Below are 16,290 nucleotides of genomic sequence, written 5' to 3'. Positions count from 1 at the left end.
AGCAATAGTCGTGCCCCGCTACCGGGGTGCGTGGGAATAAGCTTCGGTGCGTTTGTTTGTCGGCTGCCTGCATCGCCTTGGGGCAGCGCTGTGCGGCTGTGCACCGGCATGGCGCAAAGGCCCGTCGCAGAAGGCTTTCCGGCCGCCCGAGCGACTTGACTCTGCAGCTGTGCGTGGACTTTGCAAGGTCAAGTCTCGGCCGGGGCAGGCTGGATATCCTCGCCTGGCGTTCGACGCCCACATCGAGGAACTGGCAATGACAACAACGACACTCAAACCGACGCTCGGCACCCTGCACCTCTGGGGCATCGCCGTGGGTCTGGTGATTTCCGGGGAATACTTCGGCTGGAGCTATGGCTGGGGGGCCGCAGGCACGCTGGGCTTTCTGGTTACCACGCTGATGGTGGCGGCGATGTACAGCTGCTTCATCTTCAGCTTCACCGAGCTGACCACCGCCATCCCGCATGCCGGCGGGCCTTTCGCCTATAGCCGCCGTGCTTTCGGTCCGGCCGGCGGGATGATCGCCGGCATGGCCACTCTGATTGAATTCGTTTTCGCCCCGCCGGCCATCGCCATGGCCATCGGCGCCTACCTCAATGTGCAGTTCCCCGGGCTCGACCCGAAACTCATCGCGGTCGGTGCCTACATCGTCTTCATGACCCTGAACATCGTCGGGGTGAGTATCGCCGCGACCTTCGAGCTGGTGGTCACGGTGCTGGCAGTGGTCGAGCTGCTGGTGTTCATGGGCGTGGTGGCGCCGGGCTTCAGCTTCAGTAACTTCGTGATCGACGGCTGGGCCGGTAGCAATGAGTTCGGCCTGCCTGCTGTGGCTGGCATCTTCGCCGCCATCCCGTTTGCCATCTGGTTCTTCCTTGCCATCGAGGGCGCCGCCATGGCTGCCGAGGAGGCCAAGGACCCGAAACGCACCATCCCGCGTGCCTATGTGGCCGGCATCCTGACCCTGGTGTTCCTGGCTATCGGTGTCATGGTGATGGCCGGTGGCGTGGGCGACTGGAAGGCCCTGTCCGGCATCAACGACCCGCTGCCGCAGGCGATGAAGGCGGTGGTCGGCGAGAACTCCGGCTGGCTGCACATGCTGGTGTGGATCGGCCTGTTCGGCCTGGTCGCCAGCTTCCACGGCATCATCCTCGGCTACTCCCGGCAGTTCTTCGCCCTGGCTCGCGCAGGCTACCTGCCGCCGGCCCTGGCCAAGCTGTCGCGGTTCCACACCCCGCACCGCGCCATCATCGCCGGCGGCCTGATCGGTATCGCGGCGATCTACAGCGATGGTCTGATCGCCCTGCAGGGCATGAGCCTGACGGCGGCCATGATCACCATGAGCGTGTTTGGCGCCATCGTCATGTACATCATGAGCATGCTCAGCCTGTTCAAACTGCGTAAGAGCGAGCCGAATCTGGAACGCACCTTTAAGGCACCGGGCTACCCGCTGGTACCGGGCATCGCCCTGGCCCTGGCCCTGGTGTGCCTGGCGGCGATGATCTGGTTCAACGGCACCATTGCTCTGCTGTTCCTCGGTCTGATGAGCATCGGTATGGTGTACTTCCTGCTGACCGGCGCCCAGCGCAATGCCGTGCCGGCCGACGCCCTGCTGCAACCTTAAGCGTGATGCGCCCGCCGGCGACGGCGGGCTTTTGTTTCAGGAGAGAACGATGGCCAGTTTCAGCCATACCGTCGGCCACCAGACCTGGCGCTTCGACAGCCTGCGCGAGGTGATGGCCAAGGCCAGCCCGGCGCGCTCCGGTGACTACCTGGCCGGCGTGGCCGCCAGCAGCGATGCCGAGCGCGTCGCGGCACAGATGGCGTTGGCCAACATCCCGTTGCGGCACTTCCTCGACGAGGCACTGATTCCCTACGAAGACGACGAGATCACCCGGCTGATCATCGACAGCCACGACGCGACCGCCTTCGCCCCGGTTGCCCACCTCACCGTCGGCGGCTTCCGCGACTGGCTGCTCGGCGAGCACGCCGACGAGGCCAGCCTGCGCGCCCTGGCGCCGGGTCTGACGCCGGAAATGGCGGCGGCGGTGTCGAAGATCATGCGCGTGCAGGACCTGATCCTGGTGGCGCAGAAGATCCGCGTGGTCACCCGTTTTCGCAACACCATGGGCCTGCGCGGACGCATGTCGACGCGCCTGCAGCCCAACCATCCGACCGACGATCCGTCCGGCATCGCCGCCAGCATTCTCGACGGCCTGCTCTACGGCAACGGCGACGCCATGTTCGGCATCAACCCGGCCACCGACAGCCTGGGCGCGCTGACCGATCTGCTGAAGATGCTCGACGCGATCATCCAGCGTTACGAGATTCCTACCCAGGCCTGCGTGCTGACCCACGTCACCAGCTCCATCGCCGCCATCGAGCGCGGCGCGCCGGTCGACCTGGTGTTCCAGTCCATTGCCGGTACCGAGGCGGCCAACGCCGGCTTCGGCATCACCCTGCAGGTGCTGCAGGAGGGTTACGAGGCCGGGCTTTCGCAGAAGCGCGGCACGCTGGGCGACAACCTGATGTACTTCGAGACCGGCCAGGGCAGCGCGCTGTCGGCCAACGCCCACCATGGCGTCGACCAGCAGACCTGCGAGGTGCGCGCCTATGCGGTGGCACGCCACTACAAGCCGTTTCTGGTCAATACCGTGGTCGGCTTCATCGGCCCGGAGTATCTGTACAACGGTAAGCAGATCATCCGCGCCGGTCTGGAAGACCACTTCTGCGGCAAGCTGCTCGGCGTGCCGATGGGCTGCGACATCTGTTACACCAACCATGCCGAGGCCGACCAGGACGACATGGACACCCTGCTGACCCTGCTCGGCACGGCCGGCATCAACTTCATCATGGGCATCCCCGGCTCCGACGACGTGATGCTCAACTACCAGACCACCTCGTTCCACGACGCGCTCTACGCGCGCCAGGTGCTCGGCCTGCGCCCGGCGCCGGAGTTCGAGGCGTGGCTGGAACGGATGAACATCCTGCATCAGCAAGGCGGCCGCCTGCGCCTCGGCGACGCGGTGCCACCTGCCTTCCGCAGCGCCCTGGCGCAGCTGGCCTAGTGGAGATGGCGATGAACGATCATGACGAACTCGCGGCCAATCCGTGGATCGCGCTACGCCGCCTGACTCCGGCGCGCATTGCTTTGGGACGTGCCGGCACCAGCCTGCCCACGGCGGCGCAGCTGGATTTCCAGTTCGCCCATGCCCAGGCGCGCGACGCCGTGCACCTGCCGTTGCATGCCGAGGCGCTGGCCGAGGGCCTGGCCAGCCAGGGACTGCCAGTGCTGCAGCTGCACAGCGCGGCCGGCGACCGGCATACCTACCTGCAGCGCCCGGACCTGGGGCGACGCCTGGATGCTGCTTCGGCGCAACGCCTGCGCGACCACCGCGCCGAGCATCCGCAGGGCTACGACCTGGCCATTGTCATCGCCGACGGCCTGTCGGCCCTGGCCATCGAGCGACATGCCGCGCCTTTCCTCGCCCGCCTGCGCGAGCAGATGAGCGGCGATGGCTGGTCGCTGGCGCCGCTCTGCGTGGTGCGCCAGGGGCGGGTGGCAGTTGCCGACGAGGTGGCCGAGCTGCTCGGCGCGAAGATGGTGGTGATCCTGATCGGCGAGCGTCCGGGGCTGAGTTCGCCGGACAGCCTCGGCCTGTACTTCACCTATGCGCCCAGGGTCGGCCTGACCGACGCCTTCCGCAACTGCATCTCCAACGTACGCCTGGAGGGGATGAGCTACGGTGTGGCCGCGCACAAGCTGCTATACCTGATGCGTGAGGCCTGTCGACGAAAGTTGTCCGGGGTCAGCCTCAAGGATGAAGCCGAGGTCGCCACATTGGAGGGCGCACCAACCGGCGGTAACTTCCTGATTACTGGCTGAGTCTGCACGGCGCGCCACTGTCCGACCGTGTTCCACCTATTAGCCGTTGTGGAGCTAGCCCCATGTCTTTTCCCTCCCGTATCGCTCCGCGCATGACGCTGGGCAGCCTGTTGCTCCTGGCGCTGACCGCGCTGGCGATCTTCTCGGTGATGACCCTGCGCGGCAAACCGCAACTGGTCGAGGCCGGCACGGCCTCCGCCGAGCAGTCGGCCATGGCCATCACGCGTCAGTTGGCCGTGCAGCTCAGCCTGATCGAGGGCACCACGGCGGCCATGGCGCACCTGGCCGAGACCTTGTCCAAGGATGAGGCGCTGGTGAAGGCGCAGCTGCCCAACATAGTCGACAGCCAGGGCGATGCCTCCATTGCCGGCGGTGGTCTGTGGCCCGAACCCAATGCCTTTGCCGCCGGTACCGAGCGGCGCAGTTTCTTCTGGGCGCGCAACGCTCAGGGTGGTTTGGATTACTCGGATGACTACAACTCCGACAGCGCAGCGGCTTACCACGCCGAGGCCTGGTACAGCAGTGCGCGCACGGCACCTGGCGGTCGCTGCGTGTGGTCCGATGCCTACCAGGACCCGGTGACCGGGGTGGCCATGACCACCTGCAGTGTGCCTTACAGTGAATCGGGTCGCTTCGCCGGGGTTGCCACCATCGATCTCAAGCTGGATGGGCTGGCCCGCTTTCTGGAGCGCGAGGGAGGTGTCAGCGGTGGCTATGCCTTTGCCGTTGATCGTGCCGGTAACCTGCTGTTCTTCCCGGGTGCCCAGGCGACGCAGGGGCTGCCGACGCTGGACAAACTGCGAGCGGAGTTGCCCTGGTTCGCGCCGGTTGCCGAGGCCTTGGCAGCTGGCGAAAAGGCACGGACGCTGTTCATCGAGCATGATGACCGGTTGGGTGGGCCTGCCTATGTGAGCCTGGAGACGATGAACGGCACCGGCTGGCGGGTGGGGTTGGTGACGCCGGAGGCCGAGGTGACGCAGTTGGCTGACCGGCTGACGGCGGAGATCCTGCTGTTTCTGTTGCCGTTGCTGACGGTGTTGCTGGGTTTGGCCTGGCTGGCAGGCAAGCGTCTGCTGGCCCAGCTTGAGGAAACCACCGAGCAGATTCGCACGCTGGGCCAGGGCGGCCGCGCCAGTGAGCTGGATATTCGCCGTGCCGACGAGATTGGCGAGTTGCGCGGGGCGGTGAACCGCTACTCCGGGTCCCTGCGCAACATGCTCGGTGCCATCGCTGAAGAGTCGGCAGCCCTTCAGCAACAGGCCTCTCAGCTGGCACAGCTATCGACCGGCATCGCCGAGCGTGCCGAGCTGCAGCGCGAGGACAACACGCTCTTGGCAACCGCCATCACCCAGATGTCGGCCAGTGCCCAGGAAGTGGCGAACAACACCACCGACTGCTCGAACACGGCCAGTCAATCCCTCGACCTGGCGCTCAAGGGGCAGCAGGAGGTGCAGAACAACAGTGCCTCGATTCAGACGCTGGCCAGCGAGATCGAGGGCGCGGCGCAGGCGATCACGCAGCTGGGCCAGGACATCGAGAAGGTCAGCACCGTCCTGGAGGTGATCAAGTCGATCTCCGAGCAGACCAATCTGCTGGCGTTGAACGCGGCCATCGAGGCGGCGCGTGCCGGCGAGCAGGGGCGTGGGTTTGCCGTGGTGGCTGACGAGGTCAGGACATTGGCGGGGCGCACTCAGGCTTCGGCCAACGAGATCCAGGAGATGATCGGAGCGCTGCGTCAGGCATCGGCCAGGGCGGTGGCGACCATGCAGGGCGGGGTCGAGAGGACGCGGACTTCGGTGCAGCAGGCCGGCAGCGTGTCGGCCACCCTGGGTGGGACCGTATCCAGCTTTGATGACATCGTCCGGCGCGCCCAGCAGATTGCCGTGGCCGCGCAAGAGCAGAGCCATGTGGCGCATGAGATCAACGAGTTGGCAGTGCGCATCCATGCCGCGAGTGAGCAGGGCGCTCGCGATGCCGGCACGCTGCGTGAACTGGGTGGGGCCATGCAGGCGCTGTCCGAGCGCCTGGCCCGCATGAGTCGCGGCGGCTGAGCGCCGCCCTCAGATCGCCACCAGGCCGCGCACGCCGTCGGCCTCCATGGTCTCGCCACGGCCCTGCTGGACGATCTCGCCACGACTCATCACCAGATACTGGTCGGCCAGCTCGGCGGCGAAGTCGTAGAACTGCTCGACCAGCAGGATGGCCATGTCGCCGCGTTCCGCGAGTTTTCTGATGACCACGCCGATCTCCTTGATCACCGAGGGCTGGATGCCTTCGGTGGGCTCGTCGAGGATCAGCAGGCGCGGCTGGCTGGCCAGTGCGCGGCCGATGGCCAGCTGTTGCTGCTGGCCACCGGAGAGGTCGCCGCCGCGGCGCTGCTTCATCTCGCGCAGCACCGGGAACAGCTCGTAGATGAACTCGGGCACGGTCTTGGCATCCTTTGCGCCAAAACGAGAAAGCCCCATCAGCAGGTTTTCCTCGACCGTAAGCCTGGGGAAAATTTCCCTACCCTGCGGCACATAGGCGATGCCGGCGTGTACGCGCTGATGCGGCTTGTGGCCGTTGATGCTCTGGCCCTCCCAGTTGATGCTGCCCTCCTTGGCCGGGATCAGGCCCATCAGGCATTTCAGCAGGGTGGTCTTGCCCACGCCGTTGCGCCCGAGCAGGCAGGTGACTTCGCCGATCTTCGCCTCGAAGCTCAGGCCGCGCAGGATATGGCTGCCGCCGTAGTACTGGTGGAGTTGTTGGACTTGTAGCATGTCGATGTCCTTGTTTCTGTTCTTGTGGCTTGGCGCTGTCAGGCCCTCTCCCTAACCCTCTCCCATGAATGGGAGAGGGGACTGGTGCGAGGCATAGGCGAAGCGCCGCGCTGCTTGTCTCCCCTCGCCCGTTTACGGGAGAGGGGCCGGGGGAGAGGGTCAACGCCCCAGATAAACCTCGATCACCCGTTCATCCGCCTGCACCTGAGCCAGCGAGCCCTCGGCCAGCACGCTGCCCTGGTGCAGCACGGTGACGTGGTCGGCGATGGTGCCGACGAAGCCCATGTCGTGCTCGACCACCATCAGCGAGTGCTTGCGTGCCAGCGACTTGAACAGTTCGGCGGTGAACTCGGTCTCGGCATCGGTCATGCCCGCCACCGGCTCGTCGAGCAGCAGCAGTTGCGGGTCCTGGACCAGCAGCATGCCGATTTCCAGGAACTGCTTCTGGCCGTGCGACAGCAGCCCCGCCGGGCGATGCCGCGAGCTTTCCAGGCGAATAGTGGTCAGCACCTCCTCGATACGCTCTTTCTGCACGCCGGAGAGCCTGGCGCGCAGGCTGGCCCATACCGACTTGTCGGTCTTCAATGCCAGCTCCAGGTTCTCGAACACGCTGAGCGCCTCGAACACCGTGGGCTTCTGGAACTTGCGACCGATACCGGCCTGGGCGATCTCGACCTCGCTCATCTGGGTCAGATCGAGGGTGTCGCCGAAGTAGGCGATGCCGTTGTCCGGGCGGGTCTTGCCGGTGATCACGTCCATCATGGTGGTCTTGCCGGCGCCGTTGGGACCGATGATGCAACGCAGTTCGCCGACGCCGATGTACAGGTTGAGGTCGGTCAGAGCGCGGAAACCGTCGAAGCTGACATTGATACCCTCCAGGGTGAGGATGGTGCCGTGGCGCACATCCAGGCCCTTGGCCGCGGCGCTGCCGAGACCGACCGCGTCGCGGCCGCTGCCGGCCGGGTCGAAGGCGGGTTCGAGCATGAATTCGGGTACCGGAGCGGCTCTCATTGGTCCTTCTCCTTTTTCAGCAGACCGATCACGCCCTTGGGCAGGAAGAGCGTAATGACGATAAACAGCGCGCCGAGGGCGAACAGCCAGTACTCGGGGAAGGCCACGGTGAACCAGCTCTTCATGCCGTTGACCAGGCCGGCGCCGAGCAGCGGGCCGATCAGCGTGCCGCGCCCGCCGAGGGCGACCCAGATGGCCGCCTCGATGGAGTTGGTCGGCGACATCTCGCTGGGGTTGATGATGCCCACCTGCGGCACGTACAGCGCGCCGGCCAGGCCGCACAGCACGGCGGAGAGCACCCAGATAAACAGCTTGTAGCCGCGCGGGTCGTAGCCGCAGAACATCAGGCGGTTCTCCGCGTCGCGCACGGCGGTCAGCACCCGGCCGAACTTGCTGCGCGCCAGGGCAAAGCCCAGCACCAGGCTGCCGACCAGCAGCAGCACGGTGCAGAAGAACAGGAAAGCGCGGGTGCCCGGCGCGGTGATGTCGAAGCCGAGGATGGTGCGGAAGTTGGTGAAGCCGTTGTTGCCGCCGAAGCCGGTCTCGTTGCGGAAGAACAGCAGCATGCCGGCGAAGGTCAGTGCCTGGGTCATGATCGAGAAATACACGCCCTTGATCCGCGAGCGGAAGGCGAAGAAGCCGAACACCAGGGCCAGCAGGCCGGGTGCCAGCACCACCAGGCACAGGGCCCAGAGGAAGTTGCTGGTGCCGTACCAGTACCAGGGCAGCTCGCTCCAGGCGAGGAAGCTCATGAAGGCGGGCAGGCCATCCCCCGCGCTTTGGCGCATCAGGTACATGCCCATGGCATAACCGCCGAGGGCGAAGAACAGGCCGTGGCCGAGCGACAGCAGGCCGGCATAGCCCCAGACCAGGTCCAGCGCCAAGGCGACTATGGCGTAGCAGAGGATCTTGCCGACCAGGGTCAGGCCATAGGCCGAGACGTGCAGGGCGTGGTCCGCCGGCAACAGGTGCAGCAGCGGCATGGCCAGCAGCACAGTCAGTACCAGCAGGCCGACGGCGAGGGAGGCCTGCGGCCCCAGTTTCGCCGTGGCCCGGGCCAGCAGCGTTTGATTGAGTGCTTGAGTCATCAGTCGATCACCCGTCCCTTGAGTGCGAAGAGGCCCTGCGGACGCTTCTGGATGAACAGAATGATCAGCGCGAGGATCAGGATCTTGCCGAGCACGGCGCCGATCTGCGGCTCCAGCAGCTTGTTGGCTATCCCTAAGCCGAAGGCGGCCATGACGCTGCCGGCTAGCTGGCCGACGCCGCCGAGCACCACCACCAGGAAGGAGTCGATGATGTAGCTCTGGCCCAGGTCCGGGCCGACGTTGCCGATCTGCGACAGGGCCACGCCACCGAGGCCGGCGATGCCGGAACCGAGGCCGAAGGCGAGCATGTCGACCTGGCCGGTCGGCACGCCGCAGCAGGCTGCCATGTTGCGGTTCTGGGTGACGGCGCGGACGTTGAGGCCGAGGCGGGTCTTGTTCAGCAGCAGCCAGGTCAGCGCTACTACGAACAGGGCGAAGCCGATGATCACCAGGCGGCTGTAAGGCAGCACCAGGTTCGGCAACACCTGCACGCCGCCGGACAGCCACTGCGGGTTGGCCACCTCGACGTTCTGCGCGCCGAAGATCACCCGCACCGCCTGGATCAGGATCAGGCTGATGCCCCAGGTGGCCAGCAGGGTTTCCAGCGGGCGGCCGTAGAGGTGACGGATCACCGTGCGTTCCAGGGCCATGCCGATGGTGGCGGTGACGAAGAAGGCCACCGGCAGGGCGGCCAGCGGGTAGAGGGCGAGGTATTCCGGGGCCAGGCGCTGGAAGCCCAGCTGCACCATATAGGTGGTGTAGGCGCCGAGCATCAGCATCTCGCCGTGGGCCATATTGATCACGCCGAGCAGGCCGAAGGTGATGGCCAGACCCAGGGCGGCCAGCAGCAGGATCGAGCCGAGCGACAGACCACTGAAGGCCTGGCCGAGCAGCTCGCCGACCAGCAGGCGGCGCTTGACCTGGGCCAGGCTGGTTTCGGCGGCGGTGCGTACCGCTGCGTCGGTTTCCACGCCCTCGGCCAGCAGCCCTTCCAGGCGGGTGCGGGCCAGCGGATCGCCGCTCTCGCCGAGCAGGCGTACGGCGCTCAGGCGCACGGCCGGGTCGCGGTCGACCAGTTGCAGGTTGGCCAGGGCCAGCGCCAGGGCAGCGCGTACGCTGTCGTCCTGCTCGCCGGCGACACGGGCGTTGAGCAGTTCCAGCTGCGCCGGCTTGGCGCTCTTCTGCAGCTGCTGGGCGGCGGCTAGGCGCGTGGCCGGCTCCGTGGCGAGCAGTTGCTGGCTGGCCTGGGCGTTGGCCAGCAGGCCGCGCAGACGGTTGTTCAGGCGCAGCTTCTTCGGCGTGCCGTCGGCAGCTACCGCCGTTTCGGCGGCTTGCCAGCTGCCATCGACCTCATAGAAGGCGGTCTTGCTGGCATCGACGCCGACGCGGCCCTGCTGCAGGGCATCGAGCAGCGGCTGGCGGGCGGGATCGGGGTGTGCGGCCCAGCTCTCGAGGAGCTTGGCCTGCTTGGCCGGGTTGGCGGCGACAAAATCATTGGCGTCGCCGGCATGGGTGGTCAACGGCAGCAGCAGCGCCAGTGACAGCAGGATTCGGTAAAGGGCAGTGGGCATACGAAGGATCCTTGGGGTACGCCGGAATATTCCCTCTCCCATTGATGGGAGAGGGTTAGGGAGAGGGGCGTGGTCTGGCGAGCCCTCTCCCCCGGCCCCTCTCCCGCAGGCGGGAGAGGGGAGGCATACCGTAGCCCGGGTGCAACCCGGGAACGGCTTAGCGGACTACATAGGGCTTAATTGGACTTCACCGCGTAGTCCGGCTTCTTGTCGTTGCCGGGGATGAAGGGGCTCCACGGCTGCGCACGCAGCGGGCCTTCGGTCTGCCAGACGATGGAGAACTGACCGTCTTCCTGGACTTCACCGATCATCACCGGCTTGTGCAGGTGGTGATTGGTCTTGTCCATGGTCAGGGTGTAGCCGCTCGGTGCGGCGAAGGTCTGGCCGGCCAGGGCTTCGCGGACCTTGTCGACATCGGTGGTGCCGGCTTTCTCGACGGCCTGGGCCCACATGTTGATGCCGACGTAGGTGGCTTCCATCGGGTCGTTGGTCACCGCGGTCTGATAGTTCGGCAGGTTCTTGGCCTTGGCGTAGGCCTTCCACTTGTTGACGAACTCGGTGTTGACCGGGTTATCCACGGACTGGAAGTAGTTCCAGGCGGCCAGCTGGCCGACCAGTGGCTTGGTGTCGATGCCGCGCAGTTCTTCCTCGCCGACCGAGAAGGCCACGACCGGGATGTCGGTGGCTTCGATGCCCTGGTTGGCCAGTTCCTTGTAGAACGGTACGTTGGAGTCGCCGTTGACGGTGGAGATCACCGCCGTCTTGCCGCCGGCGGAGAACTTCTTGATGTTGGCGACGATGGTCTGGTAGTCGCTATGGCCGAAGGGGGTGTAGACCTCTTCGATGTCCTTGTCGGCCACGCCCTTGCTGTGCAGGAAGGCGCGCAGGATCTTGTTGGTGGTGCGCGGGTAGACGTAGTCGGTACCCAGCAGGAAGAAGCGCTTGGCCTCGCCGCCATCCTCGCTCATCAGGTATTCCACTGCCGGGATGGCCTGCTGGTTAGGCGCCGCGCCGGTGTAGAAGACGTTTGGCGACATCTCTTCGCCTTCGTACTGCACCGGGTAGAACAGCAGGCCGTTGAGCTCCTCGAACACCGGCAGCACGGACTTGCGCGACACCGAGGTCCAGCAGCCGAAGACCACATCGACCTTGTCCTGGGTCAGCAGCTGGCGCGCCTTCTCGGCGAACAGCGGCCAGTTGGAGGCCGGGTCGACCACCACCGGTTCGAGTTGCTTACCGTTCACCCCGCCCTTGGCGTTGATCTCGTCGATGGTCATCAGCGCCATGTCTTTCAGCGAGGTTTCGGAGATGGCCATGGTGCCGGACAGCGAGTGGAGGATGCCGACCTTGATGGTTTCGGCGGCCTGCACGGTCCAGGTCATGCCCATGGCGGCGATGGATGCGGAAAGGGTGAAGGCCTTGATCAGGCTGCGACGTTGCATGGTGCGATCTCCATTCGAGCTAGTTTGAGTACTGCTGGTTTCTGGTTATTGGGTTGGCAGTCTTCCAAAGGGGGCATCGCGTCACCCTTGCGTGCACAGTGCTCGCTGGCGGGCACTGTGCAACATGTGCAGGGTGATCTTGCGCACTTCTGCTTTGCTGACCTCTATGTGGGTCTTGAGCAATAGCTGTGCCTCTTCGCAGCGGCGCGACAGGATCGCGCCGAGGATGCGTGCGTGTTCCTCGTAGGTGAGCTCCACGCGCGGCCCCTGGGTGAAGTCCAGGCGCCTGATGATTCGGATCTTTTCGCTGACTTCGGCATGCAGGCGGGCCATCTCGCGATTGCCGGCGGCTTCCACCAGTCGGCAGTGAAAACGTTCGTCCATGCGCGAGACTTCGCGGCCGTCCTGCAGGCGCTGCTCTGGTTGCACCATCCAGGTGCGCTTTAGCTGTTCCAGTGCATCCGGCAGCTCGCCAGTGGGGCGTTCGCACAGACGCTTGACCGCCTCCAGTTCGAGGACGATGCGCACCTCGTAGAGCTCCTCGAAATGAGCGAAATCGAATGGCTTGACCTGCCAGCCGCTGCGGAAATACACCTCCAGATAGCCCTCGCGCTCCAGGCGATACAGCGCCTGGCGCACCGGCGTGCGGCTGGCGGCCATGCGCTCGGCGATCTCTCCTTCGGAAAAGCGATCACCGGGCAACAGGCGGAACTCGAAGATGTCGTCCTTGAGCTGCAGGTAGATACGCTCGGCGAGATTCTCCGGGCGCTCCTTGCCGCGCTTGGCCGGGCTGACCAGTTGCATCTCAGGCCGCCTCGTTCGGGGTCAGCAGGAGCAGGGCATCGCCCGGCGTCACCGCCTTGCCGGGGGCGCAACGCAGCGCCTTGACCGTGCCGGCGACTGGCGCGGTTACCGCCAGTTCCATCTTCATCGCCTCGACCACCAGCAGCGGGGTGCCGGCTTCCACATGCTGGCCAGGCTCGACCAGCACCTTCCACACGCTGCCGCTCATCTCGGCGGCGACCAGATGGCCGTCCAGATCGGCGTCGTCATCAGCCATAGCGCTCAGTGCCTGCGCAGTGCTCGGATCGTCGTCCTTCCACAGCTCGACTTCGGCATCGAAGGCGGCTTTCTGCTGGCGCTGGAAGGCTGCGATATCGGCCGCGTTGTCGGCGATGAAACGGTTGTAGGCGGCGAAATCGAACTCGCTTTGCTCGATGCGGATCTGCGCGCGGCCCTCGTGGAAGGCTTCGCGGAACTCGTCCAGCTCGGCCTCGCTGACCGGGTAGAAGCGCACCTGGTCGAAGAAGCGCAGCAGCCAGGGCTGGCCATTCTCGAACTGGGCGTTCTTCACGTACTTGTTCCAGATCGGCAGGGTACGACCGACTAGTTGATAACCGCCGGGTGAGTCCATGCCGTAGATGCACATGTACATGCCGCCGATGCCCACGGTGCCCTCGGCAGTGAAAGTGCGCGCCGGGTTGTACTTGGAGCTGAGCAGGCGATGACGTGGGTCCAGCGGCACGGCGCAGGGCGCGTCGAGGTAGACGTCGCCAAGGCCGAGGATCAGATAGCTGGCGTCGAACAGAATGTCGCGAACCTGCTCGCGGCTTTCCAGGCCATTGGCGCGCTGGATGAAGTCGACGTTGTTCGGCAGCCAGGGCGCCTCGCTGCGCACGGTTTCGCGGTAGCGCTCGACGGCGGCCAGGGTGGCGCTGTCCTCGAAGGCCAGGGGCAGGTGAACGATGCGGGTCGGCACCTTGAGCTCGGCGACATCGCCAAGCTGGCGCTCCAGGCGCAGCAGGTGTTCGAGCAGGGTGCGCTGGTGCAGCACGCGGCTGTCGTAGCGCAGTTGCAGCGAACGCACGCCGGGGGCGAGCTCTTCCAGGCCACGCAGCGGCTCGGCCTTGAGTGCCTCCATCAGCAGATGCACACGCAGACGCAGGGCCAGATCCAGCACGTTGTCGCCGTATTCGAGCAGGATGTAGGCGTCGCCGGCCTGGCGATACACCGCACGCGGGCGGCTGCCATCGGCCGGCAGCTCGGCCAGCACGGTGGCGGAAACTGTGGTGTCCGGTTGCAGCGACGGCGCCGGCAGGGTCACCGCGCTGATCGCCGCCAGTGCCTCGATGCTGCCCAGTTGCGCCTGCTCCAGGCTCTGCGCCTGCTGGAAGTCGATGGGGTGAAAGCGCAGCTTGTCGCCGGGTTTGACCTGGCCGACCTTCCACAGCTCGGCTTTGGCGATGGTCACCGGGCAGACGAAACCGCCGAGGCTGGGGCCGTCTTTGGTCAGGATCACCGGGAAGTCGCCGGTGAAGTTGATCGCGCCGATGGCGTATTCGCAGTCATGCACGTTCGATGGATGCAGGCCGGCTTCGCCGCCGTCAGCCCTCGCCCAGCTCGGTTTCGGGCCGCTCAGCCGAACGCCGAGACGGTTGGAGTTGTAATGCACCTCCCATTCGGCAGCGAAGAACTCCTCGATGGCTTCAGCGGTGAAGAAGTCCGGCGCGCCGTGCGGGCCATAGAGCACGCCGATGTTCCAGGTGGTGCCGTAGCTGGGGATCAGGCTCGGGTGCGCCGCCTGCGGCGGGGCGACCGGGGCAGGCGTGGTGCAGGCCGGCAACTCGGGCTGGGAGATGGCCAGCATGTCGGCGGTACGCAGCGTGCGCCCGGCATGCCCGCCGAACTGGCCGAGGGCGAAGGTGGAGCGGCTGCCCAGATACAGCGGCACGTCCAGGCCATTGCGCACTGCCAGATAGGTGCGGCAGCCGCTGACGGCGCGGCCCAGCTTGAGCACCTGGCCGGCCTTGACCTCGATTGGCTGCCAGTAGGCCACCGGCGCATCGTCCAGGGTGGCCGGGCAGTCGGCGCCGGTCAGGGCGATCAGCGCGTCGCTGTGAAAACGCAGGGTCGGGCCTTGCAGGGTAAATTCCAGGCCGGCGGCTTCGGCCGCGTTGCCGACGATGCGGTTGGCCAGGCGGAAGGCGAAATCGTCCATCGGCCCGGACGGCGGCACGCCGATATCCCAGTAACCCAGGCGTCCCGGATAGTCCTGCACGCTGGAGTAGGTGCCGGGCTCCAGCACTTCGATGACGCTGGCCTTGAAGGTGAAGCTGTCGAGCAGGCGCGTCCACACTTCGCCTTGGGCGAAACGCTCGTCGGCCACCACCTGGCGTAGGTAGTCGAGGTTGCTGGCGATGCCGTGCAGGCGGGTTTCGCCCAGGGCTTTCTGCAGCTTGGCGATGGCTGCAGCGCGCGTGTCGGCATACACGATCAGCTTGGCGATCATCGGGTCGTAGAAGGCCGACACCTCGCTGCCGGTGCTGACCCAGCCGTCGACGCGCACGCCGTCCGGGAAGTGCACATCGGTGAGCACGCCCGGGCTGGGCTGGAAGTTCTTCAGCGGGTCTTCGGCGTAGATCCGCACCTCGATGGCAGCGCCTTGCGGGGCGCGTTTCAGCGCGGCCCAGTCCAGCGCATCGCCTGCGGCCACGCGCAGCATGCACTCGATCAGATCCAGGCCGGTGACCATCTCGGTGACCGGGTGCTCGACCTGCAGGCGGGTGTTCACTTCGAGGAAGTAGAAGTCGTCGCGGGCGGCGTCGTAGATGAACTCCACAGTGCCGGCGCTGCGGTAGCTGACCGACTCGCCGAGCTGTACGGCAGCGGCGTGCAGGCGCTCGCGGGTGACCTGCGGCAGGTTCGGCGCTGGGGTCTCCTCGACCACCTTCTGGTTGCGCCGCTGCAGCGAGCAGTCGCGCTCGCCGAGGGCGGCGACGCGGCCCTGGCCGTCGCCGAAAATCTGTACCTCGACATGCCGCGCCTGATCGACGAAACGCTCGAGGAACACCCCGGCATCGCTGAAGAACTGCTCGCCCATGCGTTTGACGCTTTCATAGGCGCTTTCCAGCGCGGCGGCGTCGCTGCAACGGGTCAGGCCGATGCCGCCACCGCCTGCGGTGGTCTTGAGCATCACCGGGTAGCCGATGCTGTCGGCGGCGCTCAACGCTTCTTCCAGGCTTTGCAGCAGGCCGGTACCCGGCGCCATCGGCACCTGGGCCTGGGCGGCCAGCTCACGAGCACGGTGTTTGAGGCCGAACTCACGAATCTGCTCGCCAGTCGGGCCGACGAAGGCAATGCCGGCAGCTTCACAGGCATCGGCGAACTCGGCGCTTTCCGAGAGAAAGCCATAACCGGGGTAGATCGCCTGGGCGCCGGTTTCTTGCGCAGCGGCGAGAATCTTGTCGATACGCAGGTAGCTGTCAGCCGGCTTGTCGCCGCCCAGGGCGATGGCGATATCGGCGTCGCGTACGTGCTGGGCATTGCGGTCGGCATCGGAGTAGACAGCAACGCTTTTGACGCCCAGGCGCTTGAGCGTGCGGATGGCTCTGACGGCGATCTCGCCACGGTTGGCGATCAGTACGGTATGGAACATCTGTTGCGGCCTCCTGGCTTGCTGCACGCATGTGCGCGCAGGCGCTGATTAGTCCCCTCTCCCCTTGGGGAGAGGGCTAGGGATAGGGGGCATGCAGGCCA

The 16,290-nt window shown here is 66.0% G+C and carries 11 protein-coding genes and 1 pseudogene; 5 read left to right on the top strand and 7 right to left on the bottom strand.

All coding sequences use genetic code 11. From position 1 onward, the window contains the following. Window positions 1-256 precede the first annotated feature (256 nt). From eat to ACOAPY_RS16905, 5 genes and pseudogenes are all read left to right on the top strand, one after another. Window positions 257-1,621, top strand: a complete 1,365-nt coding sequence (eat, locus tag ACOAPY_RS16925) for an ethanolamine permease (RefSeq protein ID WP_076425727.1) — start codon at window positions 257-259, stop codon at window positions 1,619-1,621. A gap of 49 nt (window positions 1,622-1,670) precedes the next feature. Then, a complete protein-coding gene (locus ACOAPY_RS16920; protein ID WP_465154094.1) occupies window positions 1,671-3,065 on the top strand; it encodes an ethanolamine ammonia-lyase subunit EutB in 1,395 nt (464 codons plus the stop codon). An 11-nt stretch (window positions 3,066-3,076) separates the two neighbouring features. Further along, on the top strand, window positions 3,077-3,883 hold the full coding sequence (eutC, locus tag ACOAPY_RS16915; RefSeq protein ID WP_076579883.1) for an ethanolamine ammonia-lyase subunit EutC: 807 nt from the start codon (window positions 3,077-3,079) through the stop codon (window positions 3,881-3,883). A 62-nt stretch (window positions 3,884-3,945) separates the two neighbouring features. Then, window positions 3,946-4,821 (top strand): annotated as a pseudogene (locus ACOAPY_RS16910) (cache domain-containing protein); the annotation flags it as partial. Further along, window positions 4,807-5,934 carry a methyl-accepting chemotaxis protein gene (locus tag ACOAPY_RS16905; protein ID WP_465156832.1) on the top strand — a complete coding sequence of 376 codons (1,128 nt, stop codon included), beginning with the start codon at window positions 4,807-4,809 and terminating at the stop codon, window positions 5,932-5,934. The pseudogene ACOAPY_RS16910 and the gene ACOAPY_RS16905, both read left to right, overlap by 15 nt. A 9-nt stretch (window positions 5,935-5,943) precedes the next feature. On the opposite strand, the gene urtE is transcribed toward ACOAPY_RS16905, so the two are convergent. The 7 genes from urtE to uca form a co-directional block, all read right to left on the bottom strand. Beyond that, the gene (gene urtE, locus ACOAPY_RS16900) at window positions 5,944-6,642 is read right to left on the bottom strand and encodes an urea ABC transporter ATP-binding subunit UrtE (protein ID WP_272794608.1); all 699 of its coding nucleotides are present in this window, start codon (window positions 6,640-6,642) and stop codon (window positions 5,944-5,946) included. Between the two features lie 159 nt (window positions 6,643-6,801). Beyond that, on the bottom strand, window positions 6,802-7,653 hold the full coding sequence (gene urtD / locus ACOAPY_RS16895; protein WP_465154093.1) for an urea ABC transporter ATP-binding protein UrtD: 852 nt from the start codon (window positions 7,651-7,653) through the stop codon (window positions 6,802-6,804). Next, complete coding sequence (gene urtC, locus ACOAPY_RS16890) at window positions 7,650-8,741, bottom strand: urea ABC transporter permease subunit UrtC (protein ID WP_465154092.1); 1,092 nt, start codon at window positions 8,739-8,741, stop codon at window positions 7,650-7,652. The genes urtD and urtC overlap by 4 nt, the downstream gene beginning before the upstream one ends. Next, window positions 8,741-10,312: an urea ABC transporter permease subunit UrtB gene (urtB, locus tag ACOAPY_RS16885; RefSeq protein ID WP_465154091.1), complete on the bottom strand. Its 1,572-nt coding sequence runs from the start codon at window positions 10,310-10,312 to the stop codon at window positions 8,741-8,743. The genes urtC and urtB overlap by 1 nt, the downstream gene beginning before the upstream one ends. Before the next feature lie 176 nt (window positions 10,313-10,488). Beyond that, window positions 10,489-11,754: an urea ABC transporter substrate-binding protein gene (urtA, locus tag ACOAPY_RS16880; protein WP_021701452.1), complete on the bottom strand. Its 1,266-nt coding sequence runs from the start codon at window positions 11,752-11,754 to the stop codon at window positions 10,489-10,491. Between the two features lie 81 nt (window positions 11,755-11,835). Further along, entirely contained in the window at window positions 11,836-12,558 is a 723-nt protein-coding gene (locus ACOAPY_RS16875) for a GntR family transcriptional regulator (RefSeq protein ID WP_465154090.1), read from the bottom strand. A 1-nt stretch (window position 12,559) separates the two neighbouring features. Next, window positions 12,560-16,189 (bottom strand): urea carboxylase, encoded by a 3,630-nt coding sequence (gene uca / locus ACOAPY_RS16870; protein ID WP_465154089.1) that lies wholly within the window; start codon window positions 16,187-16,189, stop codon window positions 12,560-12,562. Window positions 16,190-16,290 lie beyond the last annotated feature (101 nt).

The sequence above is a fragment of the Pseudomonas stagnisoli genome (genome assembly GCF_048595745.1).
Taxonomy (GTDB): Bacteria; Pseudomonadota; Gammaproteobacteria; order Pseudomonadales; family Pseudomonadaceae; genus Aquipseudomonas; species Aquipseudomonas alcaligenes_A.
This window is presented reverse-complemented; position numbering and strand designations above follow the sequence as displayed.

Bases quoted from the DNA above. Each gene is read 5' to 3' on its own strand.
- eat (WP_076425727.1), top strand. From the start codon at position 257: ATGACAACAACGACACTCAAACCGACGCTCGGCACCCTGCACCTCTGG.
- ACOAPY_RS16920 (WP_465154094.1), top strand. From the start codon at position 1,671: ATGGCCAGTTTCAGCCATACCGTCGGCCACCAGACCTGGCGCTTCGAC.
- eutC (WP_076579883.1), top strand. From the start codon at position 3,077: ATGAACGATCATGACGAACTCGCGGCCAATCCGTGGATCGCGCTACGC.
- ACOAPY_RS16905 (WP_465156832.1), top strand. From the start codon at position 4,807: ATGAACGGCACCGGCTGGCGGGTGGGGTTGGTGACGCCGGAGGCCGAG.
- urtE (WP_272794608.1), bottom strand. From the start codon at position 6,642: ATGCTACAAGTCCAACAACTCCACCAGTACTACGGCGGCAGCCATATC.
- urtD (WP_465154093.1), bottom strand. From the start codon at position 7,653: ATGAGAGCCGCTCCGGTACCCGAATTCATGCTCGAACCCGCCTTCGAC.
- urtC (WP_465154092.1), bottom strand. From the start codon at position 8,741: ATGACTCAAGCACTCAATCAAACGCTGCTGGCCCGGGCCACGGCGAAA.
- urtB (WP_465154091.1), bottom strand. From the start codon at position 10,312: ATGCCCACTGCCCTTTACCGAATCCTGCTGTCACTGGCGCTGCTGCTG.
- urtA (WP_021701452.1), bottom strand. From the start codon at position 11,754: ATGCAACGTCGCAGCCTGATCAAGGCCTTCACCCTTTCCGCATCCATC.
- ACOAPY_RS16875 (WP_465154090.1), bottom strand. From the start codon at position 12,558: ATGCAACTGGTCAGCCCGGCCAAGCGCGGCAAGGAGCGCCCGGAGAAT.
- uca (WP_465154089.1), bottom strand. From the start codon at position 16,189: ATGTTCCATACCGTACTGATCGCCAACCGTGGCGAGATCGCCGTCAGA.